Genomic DNA, 12147 nt, shown 5'->3' with positions numbered 1-12147 from the left:
GCTCGTTCGGCGACGGCGGCGATGTCGTCCTCGTGGATGGGCGCGGTCAGGCCGTCCGCGAAGACTCCGCGGACGGCGGTGTTCCCGGCGCGGATCTGCGGGGCCCACTGGAGGGAGTTGGTGGCGAAGGCGCCGGGCCGCAGGAAGGTCCAGTCGAGTCCGCTGTCCCGGATCTGCCGTTCGGCGGTGGCGTGCATGACGTGGATGGGGTGGGTTTCGTCGGCGCCCTGCGTGATGATCGCGGAGGAGAGCAGGACGACGTGCCGGACGCCGGCGTCGCGGGCCGCCGCGAGGAGTGCGGCGGTCCGGTCCCCGGCGGCCTGGACGTAGAGGAACAGCTTGCGGGCCCCCGTGAACAGGGCGGCCGGGTCGTCCGCCCTGAAGCGCACCACTTCGGCGCCTTCGGGCAGTGCGGCCCGCCGCGGGTCGCGGGTCAGCGCGCGTACGGGCCGGTCGGCGGCGAGGAGGCGGTCGACGAGGGCACGGCCGACGTTGCCGGTCGCGCCGGTGACTACGATCACGGGATTCCTCCGTGGCTCGGGCTGATCGTCCTTCGAGGGATCCGAGCCTAGGAAGGACGATCGGCCTGGCGCATCGTCGTCGCGGTCCAGGCGTGGCGTACGTCCCGGGTCCTACGCCACCCCCTCTGCCCTGCCCTCTCCGCCTCCCGGGCCCGGCGGGCCCGCCCTCCTCCGCCGTCCCGCGCGTCTAAGACGTGCGCACGCGGAGCACCCGTGCGAGGTCGTCGAGTTGGTCGGCGAGCGTGCGGCGCAGGGCCGGGACCGGGTCGGCGTCGCGCAGACAGGCCTCGCCGAGGCGGAGGTTGTCGGCGTCGACGGCGTGTGCGGGGAAGGCCCATTGGCCGGCGGCGCGGGCGATGGCGGGGCCGCGGCGGGCGGCGACGGCGACGGCGTCCTCGTAGAAGCGTGGCACGTAGTCCCGTACGAGGTCGGCCTGTTCGGGCTGCCAGAAGCCCTGGGCGGTGGCTTTGAAGAGGTAGTTCGACAGGTCGGTGTGCTCGTCGGTGGCGAACATCGCCTCCCAGGCGGCGCGCTTGGCGTCCGGGTCGGGCAGCGCGGCGCGGCAGCGTGCGGCGCCCTCCTGGCCGGTGGCGGAGGGGTCGCGGGCGAGTTCGGCGGCGATGGCGGTCTCGTCGGTGGCGCCGAGGACGGCGAGCCGGGCGAGGACGCGCCAGCGCAGCTCGGGGTCGAGTTCGGGCCCGCCCGGGACGATGCCGTCGGCGAGCCAGGCGGCGATGGTGTCGGGGTGGGCGGCGACGTCGATGAAGTGGCGTACGGCGATCAGCCGCAGGCCGGGGTTGTCGCCGTCCTCGGTGCGGCGGATGAGGTCGCGGCACAGGTCGGCGAGGGTGGCGAGGGCGGCGGGCCGCCGGTCGGCGGTGAGGTGCCGGTCGGCGACGTGGGCGTGGGCGAAGGCGAGGACGGCTTCGACGAGGGCGAGGTCGGTCTCGTACGGCAGGTGGGCGCGGGCGGTCTCGAGGTAGTCGGTGGCGGGCAGCTCGCCGTCGCGGACGGCGTCCCGCAGGGCGTTCCACACCACCGCGCGGGTCAGCGGTTCGGGCAGGCCGGACAGGCCCTCGCGGACGGCCTGGAAGGAGTCGGCGTCGAAGCGGATCTTGGCGTAGGTGAGGTCGCCGTCGTTGAGGAGGAGCAGCGCGGGAGGCTTGCCGATCGGGTGCGGGTCGGTCTGCGGGACGTCGATGTCGTGGCGGGAGCGCAGGGTGAGGCGTCCCTCGTCGGTCAGGTCGTGGTCGTACAGGCCGACGGCGATGCGGTGCGGGCGGCTGCCGTGGTGGTCGACGGTGAGGGCGCGGGTGCCGTCGGTGGTGGGTGCGACGCGCGGGGTGAGGATGTCGACGCCGGTGGTGCGCAGCCATGCCTCGGCCCAGGCGTGGACGTCGCGGTCGGTGGCGGAGGCGAGGGAGTCGATGAAGTCGGCGAGGCCGGCGTTGGCGAACCGGTGCCGTTCGAAGTGGGTGTTGATGCCGGCGAGGAAGTCCTTCTCGCCGAGCCAGGTGACGAGCTGGCGCAGCGCGGAGGCGCCCTTGGCGTAGGAGATGCCGTCGAAGTTGAGCAGGGCGGAGGCGGTGTCGTCGACGGCTTCGGGGGCGACCGGGTGGGTGGAGGGCCGCTGGTCGGCGTCGTAGCCCCAGGCCTTGCGGGAGACGCCGAACTCGGTCCAGGTGTTCGTGAAGCGGGTGGCTTCGGCGGCGGTCTGGTAGCCCATGTACTCGGCGAAGGACTCGTTCAGCCAGATGTCGTCCCACCAGCGGAGGGTGACGAGGTCGCCGAACCACATGTGAGCCATCTCGTGGGCGATGACCATGGCTCGGGTCTGGCGCTGGGTGTCGGTGACGGCGGAGCGGAAGACGAACTCGTCGCGGAAGGTGACCAGGCCGGGGTTCTCCATGGCGCCGGCGTTGAACTCGGGGACGAAGGCCTGGTCGTAGGAGTCGAAGGGGTAGGGCTGGTCGAACTTCTCGTGGTAGCGGTCGAAGCAGGCGCGGGTGACGTCGAGGATCTCGTCGGCGTCGGCGTCGAGGTGGGGGGCGAGGGAGCGGCGGCAGTGGATGCCGAAGGGCAGGCCGCGGTGCTCGGTGCGCACGGAGTGCCAGGGGCCTGCGGCGACGGCGACGAGGTAGGTGGAGATGGGCGGGGTGGTGGCGGCCGTCCAGACACCGTCCCCGGTGTGCTCGGTGATGCCGTTGGCGAGCACGGTCCAGCCCTCGGGTGCCTTGACGGTGAGGTCGAAGACGGCCTTGAGGTCGGGCTGGTCGAAGGCGGCGAAGACGCGCTGGACGTCGTCCATGAACAGCTGGGTGTAGGCGTAGGTCTCGCCGTCGGAGGGGTCGGTGAAGCGGTGCATGCCCTCGCCGGTGCGGGAGTAGCGCATGGCGGCGTCGATGCGCAGCTCGTGCTCGCCGGGGGTGAGGTTCTTCAGGGGGAGGCGGTTGTCGGTGAGGCTGTCGGGGGCGAGGGGCTGTCCGTCGAGGGTGGCGGAGCGCAGCTCGGCGGGCTTGAGCTCGACGAAGGTGTCCGTGGCCTGCTGGCCGGTGCCCGTGCCGGGGCCTGTGCCGGTGGTGCGTACGGTGAACCGGATGACGGTCCGGGAGTCGAAGGTGTCCTCTCCACCGGTCAGGTCGAGGTCGACGGTGTAGTGGTGGACGTCGAGGAGCTGGGCACGGGTCTGCGCTTCGTCGCGCGTCAGTACGGACATGGACGCCATGCTGCCTGATGGCACCGGCTGGGCACGAGGGGGTTCCGGGGACGGACGCGGGGTGCTCCGGCGCATGTCCGCGCGCGGGGCCGGTACGGCGCGCGGGGCGGGTGCTGTCCTCGGGCCGGTACCGTGCGCGGGGCGGGTCCTGTGCGGGATCCGGTGCTGCGTGCACGCGGGTCGCCTCCCGCACGCTCGGGACCGGTGGGTGCCCGGCCCGCCCCCCGGGAGCGGGTGCGGGCGACCGGGTCAGGGCGGGCGCCGGGACGGCGGGACGAGGCGGGCGAGGGCCTGGGGACGGCGGTACGAGGCCGGCCGGAGTAGCGGCGGAACGAGGTGCCGGCGTAGAGCTGCCGGGCCGGGCCCGTGGGACGGCGCAGTGCCGTGGATCGGGCGGGGGAGGTCAGCTCGTCGCCGCCGGGTCGCCGTCGGCGGAGTCCTCGGCGATGCGTTCGTGGTGGCGGATCACCTCGGCGATGATGAAGTTCAGGAACTTCTCGGCGAACCCCGGGTCGAGTTTGGCGTCCTCGGCCAGGGCCCGCAGGCGGGCGATCTGGCGGGCCTCCCGCGCCGGGTCGGCGGGCGGCAGCTGGTGGGCGGCCTTGAGGTGGCCCACCTGCTGGGTCGCCTTGAACCGCTCGGCGAGCAGGTGGACGACGGCCGCGTCGATGTTGTCGATGCTGTCGCGCAGCCGCGCGAGCTCCTTGTGGACGGCGGGGTCGACGTCGCCGGTACCGGTGCTGCTGGTGGTCATGGGGATCCACCTTACGGGGCCCGGCGTGCGCGGACGGCCCCGGTGGTGATCCGTCCGGGAGAATCCGCTCGGCTCCGCACGGCGCTCGGCTCCGCATAGAGTGGGAAGGGGTTCCGGGCGTCTTTGGGGGTACGGACGTGGCGAACGACGGACCGGTCGAGCACGGCTTTCCGCATCTGGAGACGGTGCGTACCGCGATCACGGCGCTGTACAAGCGGCTGTCGTACGAGACCGTCCAGACGTTCGCGACCAGTGTGGCCCCCGCCGACGTGGCGTTCTGCGACACCGACGACCTGCATCTGGGTGCCCAGCGGGTGGCCCGGGAGCTGGTGCGCCACTACGGGCTGCCGGACGCGCGCCTGGTCGTCAGCTTCCGCGAGATGAAGCACGCGGCGAACGTGGAGCTGACGGCCGGCCCGGAGTACTTCGTCGAGCTGAACGACCGCTTCCGCACCCACCGCCGGGACATCGGCGCGGCCCTCGCCCACGAGGTGATGCACGTCTATCTGCACCGCCTGGACCTGTCCTTCCCGGGCCTGCGGGACAACGAGATCCTCACGGACACGGCGGCGACGTACCTGGGCGCCGGCTGGCTGCTGCTGGACGCGTTCCGCGAGCACGGCAGGTCCTCGCAGAAGCTCGGTTATCTCACGCCGGAGGAGTTCGGGTACGTCCTGGCCAAGCGGGCGCTGTTCTTCGGCGAGGATCCTTCGACGTGGTTCACCAGCCCGCAGGGCTACGAGGCGTATGAGAAGGGGCTGGCCCGGGCCCGCCGTGACGGGCAGCAGCCGCCGCTGACGGCCGCCGGCTGGGCGGGCCGCCGCCGTTACGCCCGTGACCGGCGGCATGCCCAGGAACACGGCCGGGAGCCGCTCGCCGAGCCGGGAGCGCCGTACTCCTTCACCTCGTCGGGGCCGGAGCCGTTGCGGGTGTCGTTCCCCTGCCCGACCTGTCACCAGCGGATCAGGGTGCCGGTGCGGGGCAGGGTGCGTGCGCGGTGTGCGCTGTGCCGGACGGTCCTGGAGTGCGACACGTAGGCGGTCGCCGGTCCGCCTATGCGACGATGCCCTGCGCCCGGGCCGCCGCCAGCCACAGCGGGAACTCGGCGAGGAGGCGGTCGTACAGCTCGGCGTCGGACAGGCGCCGCGGATCGCGGCCGGCGGGGAAGAAGCCCGCGTTGTCGACGACGCGTCTGCCCGGCACCGCCAGTTCGTCGAGTCTGCGCAGGAAGTCGAACTGGTGGCTGCGGGCGCTGCCGAAGCCGACGAACTGCCAGAAGAGGGGGAGCTTCGCGGCCTTGCACAAGTGGCGTTCGGCGGCGGCCTTGCCGGAGGGGGCGCCGTCGGTCTGGAAGACGACCAGGGCCGGGTCCGTGGCGCCGCAGTCGAGGTAGTGGTCGATCACGGCCTCCATGGCGGCCTCGTAGTTGGTGCGGCCCATGTGGCCGAGGCCGGCCGCCATGCGCCGGATGCTGTCCCGGTGGTCGTCGAGGGAGATCTCGCCGACGGCGTCGACGTCCGTGGAGAAGAACACCACCGGGACGCGGCCGTCGTCGTCGAGGTGCGCGGAGAGCGACAGCACCCGGTCGGCGAGCGCCTGCACGCTGCCGTCGCGGTAGTACGGCCTCATGGAGCCGGAGTGGTCGAGCACGAGGTACACGGCGGCCCGCTGCTCGTCGAGGCCGTGCTCGATGAGCGAGGCCCCGGCCCTCTTGTAGAGGCTGACCAGCGCGGGCGCGGTCTCCTCCACCTTGCTCAGACTGATCGCGGCCATGTCCCGCTCCTCCCCTGTCGGTCGGGGACGGGGACGCCGGGGAGGGGTCACTCGGTTTCCGGGACGTGCGACGACATGCGACGGCGCCTGCCCTGGTGTCCGGTCGGGGACGGGCGGGCAGGCGCCGGCGGTGTTCCGTACGCCGTTGTACGGGACGTCTCGTGGCCGCGCGTCAGGCCGTCAGCGCGCGGTCCGTCGGGCGGATCGGGGCCGGCAGGTCGCTGGCGCCCGTCAGACGGCGGTCGACTCCGCGGGCGGCCGAGCGGCCCTCGGCGATCGCCCACACGATGAGAGACTGGCCGCGGCCCGCGTCACCGGCGACGAACACGCCCGGCACATTGGTCTGGAAGTCGGCGTCGCGGGCGATGTTACCGCGCTCGTCGAGCTCCAGGCCGAACTGCTCGACCAGGCCGTTGACCCGGTCGGTGCCGGTGAAGCCCATGGCGAGGGTGACCAGCTGGGCGGGGATCTTGCGCTCCGTGCCCGGCTTCTGGGTCAGCTTGCCGTCGACGAACTCGACCTCGGCCAGGTGCAGCCACTGCACGTTGCCGTCCTGGTCGCCCTCGAAGTGGGTCGTCGAGGCGGAGTAGATCCGCTCGCCGCCCTCCTCGTGGGCCGAGGTGACCTTGTAGAGGATGGGGAAGGTCGGCCAGGGCTGGTCGGCCGGGTGCCGCTCGTCGTTCGGGCGGGGCATGATCTCCAGCTGGGTGACGGAGGCCGCGCCCTGGCGGTGGGCGGTGCCCACGCAGTCCGCGCCGGTGTCACCGCCGCCGATGACGACGACGTGCTTGCCCTCGGCCGAGATGGGCGACACCACGTAGTCGCCCTCCTGGACCTTGTTGGACAGCGGCAGGTACTCCATGGCCTGGTAGATGCCCTTGAGTTCGCGGCCGGGCACCGGCAGGTCACGGGCGGTCGTGGAGCCGGCGGCGATCACGATCGCGTCGTAGCGCTTCTTCAGGTCGGTGGCCTTGATGTCGCGGCCGATCTCGACGCCGGTGCGGAAGCGGGTGCCCTCCGCGCGCATCTGCTCGATACGGCGGTTGATGTGCCGCTTCTCCATCTTGAACTCGGGGATGCCGTACCGCAGGAGGCCTCCGATGCGGTCCGCGCGCTCGTAGACGGCGACGGTGTGGCCGGCCCGGGTGAGCTGCTGGGCGGCGGCCAGGCCCGCCGGGCCCGAGCCGATGACGGCGACCGTCTTGCCGGACAGGCGCTCGGGCGCCTGCGGGGCGACGTTGCCGTCCTCCCAGGCCTTGTCGATGATCGAGACCTCGACGTTCTTGATGGTGACCGGCGGCTGGTTGATGCCGAGCACGCACGCCGACTCGCAGGGGGCCGGGCAGAGGCGACCGGTGAACTCCGGGAAGTTGTTGGTCGCGTGCAGGCGCTCGGAGGCGGCGGCCCAGTCCTCGCGGTAGGCGTAGTCGTTCCACTCGGGGATCAGGTTCCCGAGCGGACAGCCGTTGTGGCAGAACGGGATGCCGCAGTCCATGCACCGGCTGGCCTGCTTGCTGATGATCGGCAGCAGGGAACCGGGAACGTAGACCTCGTTCCAGTCCTTGACGCGTTCCTCGACCGGGCGGGAGGTGGCGACCTCGCGGCCGTGGTTCAAAAAGCCCTTCGGGTCAGCCATTGATCGCCGCCTCCATCATCTTCTCGGTGATCTCGGTCTCGGACAGACCGGCTCGCTCGGCGGCGTCCTTGGCGGCGAGCACTGCCTTGTACGTGCTGGGGATGATCTTGCTGAAGCGGTCCACCGCGGTGTCCCACTCGGCGAGCAGCTTCTCGGCGACGGTGGAGCCCGTCTCCTCCTGGTGGCGGCGCACCACCTCGTGCAGCCACTGCTTGTCGCTCTCGTCGAGCGCCTCGATCGAGCCGAGGTTGCCGACGTTGACGTTGTCGCGGTTCAGGTCGATCACGTAGGCGATGCCACCGGACATGCCGGCCGCGAAGTTGCGGCCGGTCTCGCCGAGGACGACCGCACGGCCGCCGGTCATGTACTCGCAGCCGTGGTCGCCCACGCCCTCGGAGACGACCAGTGCGCCGGAGTTTCGGACGCAGAACCGCTCGCCGGTCTTGCCGCGCAGGAACATCTCGCCGCCGGTGGCGCCGTAGGCGAGGGTGTTGCCCGCGATGACGCTGTACTCGGCGAGGTGGTCGGCCGCGCGGTCCGGGCGGACCACGATCCGGCCGCCGGACAGGCCCTTGCCGACGTAGTCGTTGGCGTCGCCCTCCAGGCGCAGCGTGATGCCGCGCGGGACGAAGGCGCCGAAGGACTGGCCGGCGGAACCGGTGAAGGTGATGTCGATGGTGTCGTCGGGCAGGCCCGCGCCACCGAACTTCTTGGTCACCTCGTGGCCGAGCATGGTGCCGACCGTGCGGTTGATGTTGCGGATGGCGACCTGGGCGCGCACCGGCTGTGCCTCGGTGGCGCCGGGTGCGGCCAGGGCGTCGGCGGCGAGCCTGATCAGCTCGTTGTCGAGGGCCTTCTCCAGGCCGTGGTCCTGGCCGACGACTTGGTGGCGCACCGCGCCCTCGGGCAGCTCGGGCACGTGGAACAGCGGCTCCAGGTCCAGGCCCTGCGCCTTCCAGTGGTCGACCGCGCGGGTGACGTCGAGGACCTCGGCGTGGCCGACGGCCTCCTCGATGGAGCGGAAGCCCAGCTCGGCCAGCAGCTCGCGGACCTCCTCGGCGATGAACCGGAAGAAGTTCACGACGAACTCGGCCTTGCCGGAGAACCGCTCACGCAGCACCGGGTTCTGGGTGGCGATGCCGACCGGGCAGGTGTCCAGGTGGCACACGCGCATCATCACGCAGCCGGAGACGACCAGCGGGGCGGTCGCGAAACCGAACTCCTCGGCGCCCAGCAGCGCGGCGATGACGACGTCGCGGCCGGTCTTCAGCTGGCCGTCGGTCTGGACGACGATGCGGTCGCGCAGCCCGTTGAGCAGCAGGGTCTGCTGGGTCTCGGCCAGGCCGAGCTCCCAGGGGCCGCCAGCGTGCTTCAGCGAGGTCAGCGGGGACGCGCCCGTGCCGCCGTCGTGGCCGGAGATGAGGACGACGTCCGCGTGGGCCTTGGAGACACCCGCGGCGACCGTGCCGACGCCGACCTCGGAGACCAGCTTCACGTGGATCCGCGCCTGCGGGTTCGCGTTCTTCAGGTCGTGGATCAGCTGGGCCAGGTCCTCGATGGAGTAGATGTCGTGGTGCGGCGGCGGGGAGATGAGCCCCACCCCCGGCGTCGAGTGCCGGGTCTTCGCCACCCACGGGTACACCTTGTGGCCGGGCAGCTGGCCGCCCTCGCCGGGCTTGGCGCCCTGGGCCATCTTGATCTGGATGTCGTCGGAGTTGACCAGGTACTCGGAGGTCACGCCGAAGCGGCCGGAGGCCACCTGCTTGATCGCCGAGCGGCGCGCCGGGTCGTACAGACGGTCGGGGTCCTCGCCGCCCTCACCGGTGTTGGACTTGCCGCCCAGCTGGTTCATGGCGATGGCGAGGGTCTCGTGCGCCTCCTTGGAGATGGAGCCGTACGACATGGCGCCGGTGGAGAAGCGCTTGACGATCTCGGAGACCGGTTCGACCTCGTCGACGGGGATCGGCTGCCGGTCGGACGTGAAGCCGAACAGGCCGCGCAGCGTCATCAGACGCTCGGACTGCTCGTTCACGCGGGAGGTGTACTTCTTGAAGATGTCGTAGCGGCCGGTGCGCGTGGAGTGCTGGAGGCGGAAGACCGTCTCCGGGTCGAACAGGTGGGGCTCGCCCTCACGGCGCCACTGGTACTCGCCGCCGATCTCCAGCGCTCGGTGCGCGGGAGCGATGCCGGAGGCCGGGTAGGCCTTGGCGTGGCGGGCGGCGACCTCCTTGGCGATGACGTCGATGCCGACGCCGCCGATCTTGGTGGTGGTGCCGTTGAAGTACTTCTCGACGAAGGTGTCGTCCAGGCCGACGGCCTCGAAGACCTGGGCGCCGCGGTAGGAGGCGACGGTGGAGATGCCCATCTTGGACATGACCTTCAGCACGCCCTTGCCGAGGGCGTAGATCAGGTTGCGGATGGCCTTCTCGGACTCCACGCCCGGCAGGAAGGTGCCCGCGCGGACCAGGTCCTCGACGGACTCCATCGCCAGGTAGGGGTTGACGGCGGCGGCGCCGTAGCCGATGAGCAGGGCGACGTGGTGGACCTCGCGGACGTCGCCGGCCTCGACCAGCAGGCCCACCTGGGTGCGCTGCTTGGTGCGGATGAGGTGGTGGTGGACGGCCGCGGTGAGCAGCAGCGACGGGATCGGCGCGTGCTCGGCGTCGGAGTGGCGGTCGGACAGGACGATCAGCCGGGCGCCGTTGGCTATGGCGGCGTCGGCCTCGGCGCAGATCTCGTCGATGCGGGCGGCCAGCGCCTCGCCGCCGCCGGAGACCCGGTACAGGCCGGAGAGGGTCGCGGCCTTGAAGCCGGGCATGTCGCCGTCGGCGTTGATGTGGATGAGCTTGGCCAGCTCGTCGTTGTCGATCACCGGGAAGGGCAGGACGACGCTGCGGCAGGAGGCCGCGGTCGGCTCCAGCAGGTTGCCCGACGGGCCCAGCGAGGAGCGCAGGGAGGTGACCAGTTCCTCGCGGATGGCGTCCAGCGGCGGGTTGGTGACCTGCGCGAACAGCTGGGTGAAGTAGTCGAAGAGCAGACGCGGACGCTCGGAGAGCGCGGCGATCGGCGAGTCGGTGCCCATGGAGCCGATCGGCTCGGCGCCGGTCTTGGCCATCGGCGCGAGGAGGACGCGCAGCTCCTCCTCGGTGTAGCCGAAGGTCTGCTGGCGGCGGGTGACCGAGGCGTGGGTGTGGACGATGTGCTCGCGCTCGGGCAGGTCGCCCAGCTCGATCTCGCCGGCCTCCACCCACTCGGCGTAGGGCTGCTCGGCGGCGAGGGTCGCCTTGATCTCGTCGTCCTCGATGATGCGGTGCTCGGCGGTGTCGACGAGGAACATGCGGCCGGGCTGCAGGCGGCCCTTGCGGACGACCTTGGCCGGGTCGATGTCGAGGACGCCGACCTCGGAGCCGAGGACGACGAGGCCGTCGTCGGTGACCCAGTAGCGGCCGGGGCGCAGGCCGTTGCGGTCGAGCACGGCGCCGACCTGGGTGCCGTCGGTGAAGGTGACGCAGGCCGGGCCGTCCCAGGGCTCCATCATCGTGGAGTGGAACTCGTAGAAGGCGCGGCGGGCCGGGTCCATGGAGTCGTGGTTCTCCCACGCCTCCGGGATCATCATCAGCACGGAGTGCGGCAGCGAGCGGCCGCCGAGGTGCAGCAGCTCCAGCACCTCGTCGAAGGACGCCGAGTCGGAGGCGCCCGGAGTGCACACCGGGAAGATCCGCTCCAGCCTGTCCTTGCCGCCGAACAGGTCGGAGGCCAGCTGGGACTCGCGGGCGCGCATCCAGTTGCGGTTGCCCTGGACGGTGTTGATCTCGCCGTTGTGCGCGACGAAGCGGTAGGGGTGCGCGAGCGGCCAGCTCGGGAAGGTGTTCGTGGAGAACCGGGAGTGGACGAGCGCGATGGCCGAGGCGAAGCGGCGGTCGGACAGGTCCGGGAAGAACGGCTCCAGCTGGCCGGTGGTCAGCATGCCCTTGTAGACGAGGGTGCGGGCCGACAGCGAGGGGAAGTAGACGCCGGCCTCGCGCTCGGCGCGCTTGCGCAGCACGAACGCCTTGCGGTCCAGGGCGATGCCCTCGCTCGTGCCGTCGGCGACGAACAGCTGGCGGAAGACGGGCATCGTGGAGCGGGCGGTGGCGCCCAGCAGCTCGGGGGCGACCGGGACCTCGCGCCAGCCGAGGACGGTCAGGCCCGCCTCGGCCGCGATCGTCTCGATCTGCGAGACGACGTCCTCGGTGCCGTCCTCCGGCAGGAAGGCGATGCCGACGGCGTAGGCGCCGGCGGCGGGCAGCTCGAATCCGGCCACCTCGCGCAGGAACGCGTGGGGGACCTGGGAGAGCAGGCCGGCGCCGTCGCCGGAGTCGGGCTCGGAGCCGGTGGCGCCGCGGTGCTCCAGGTTGCGCAGAACCGTGAGTGCCTGCTCGACCAGCGCGTGGCTCGCCTCGCCGGTGAGGGTGGCCACGAAGCCGACGCCGCAGGCGTCGTGCTCGTTGCGGGGGTCGTACATACCCTGCGCAGCAGGGCGAGCATCCATGAACGACCAGTTCTGGCCATTCGCGGAGTGCTGGGACGGCTGGCGCGGCGTACGCATCGGCTCTCCCGTCGTCGTCATCTGGCATGTGCTGGTGCCGAGGGACGACGTTGGCCCTCTGCGTAAGTGCGAAATTTCGTGCAGGTTACATGATGGAGCGGTTCTCGGGAACCGGATACTCCGTTCCAACATGCGGACACCGCGGGGTCGACGGCGGGG

Annotated in this window: 7 protein-coding genes; 1 reads left to right on the top strand and 6 read right to left on the bottom strand. The window is 71.7% G+C overall.

Going from position 1 to position 12147, the window contains the following annotated elements; all coding sequences use genetic code 11:
• The 3 genes from BZY54_RS04270 to BZY54_RS04260 form a co-directional block, all read right to left on the bottom strand.
• The coding region (locus tag BZY54_RS04270; RefSeq protein WP_143667991.1) for an SDR family oxidoreductase at positions 1-521 on the bottom strand (521 nt) is incomplete at its 3' end.
• Positions 522-708: 187 nt separating this feature from the next.
• Positions 709-3237 carry an aminopeptidase N gene (gene pepN / locus BZY54_RS04265; RefSeq protein ID WP_167413945.1) on the bottom strand — a complete coding sequence of 843 codons (2529 nt, stop codon included), beginning with the start codon at positions 3235-3237 and terminating at the stop codon, positions 709-711.
• Positions 3238-3640: 403 nt separating this feature from the next.
• A complete protein-coding gene (locus tag BZY54_RS04260; RefSeq protein ID WP_086723187.1) occupies positions 3641-3991 on the bottom strand; it encodes a chorismate mutase in 351 nt (116 codons plus the stop codon).
• Positions 3992-4128: 137 nt separating this feature from the next.
• Between BZY54_RS04260 and BZY54_RS04255 the strand changes: the two genes are divergently transcribed.
• Positions 4129-5028, top strand: a complete 900-nt coding sequence (locus tag BZY54_RS04255) for a hypothetical protein (RefSeq protein ID WP_086723186.1) — start codon at positions 4129-4131, stop codon at positions 5026-5028.
• A gap of 16 nt (positions 5029-5044) precedes the next feature.
• Here BZY54_RS04255 and BZY54_RS04250 read toward each other — a convergent pair whose 3' ends face one another.
• The 3 genes from BZY54_RS04250 to gltB all read right to left on the bottom strand — a co-directional run bounded on the left by BZY54_RS04250 (position 5045) and on the right by gltB (position 11904).
• Entirely contained in the window at positions 5045-5764 is a 720-nt protein-coding gene (locus BZY54_RS04250; RefSeq protein ID WP_086723185.1) for a vWA domain-containing protein, read from the bottom strand.
• A gap of 172 nt (positions 5765-5936) precedes the next feature.
• Positions 5937-7400, bottom strand: coding sequence for a glutamate synthase subunit beta (locus BZY54_RS04245; RefSeq protein WP_086723184.1), 1464 nt, complete (start codon positions 7398-7400; stop codon positions 5937-5939).
• Entirely contained in the window at positions 7393-11904 is a 4512-nt protein-coding gene (gene gltB, locus BZY54_RS04240; RefSeq protein ID WP_086723183.1) for a glutamate synthase large subunit, read from the bottom strand. The genes BZY54_RS04245 and gltB overlap by 8 nt, the downstream gene beginning before the upstream one ends.
• Between the last annotated feature and the right edge of the window lie 243 nt (positions 11905-12147).

This window comes from Streptomyces carpinensis (assembly GCF_002154505.1).
GTDB lineage: Bacteria > Actinomycetota > Actinomycetes > Streptomycetales > Streptomycetaceae > Streptomyces > Streptomyces carpinensis.
The sequence above is the reverse complement of the archived record's forward strand: the minus strand, read 5'-3'. Positions and strand labels throughout refer to the sequence as shown.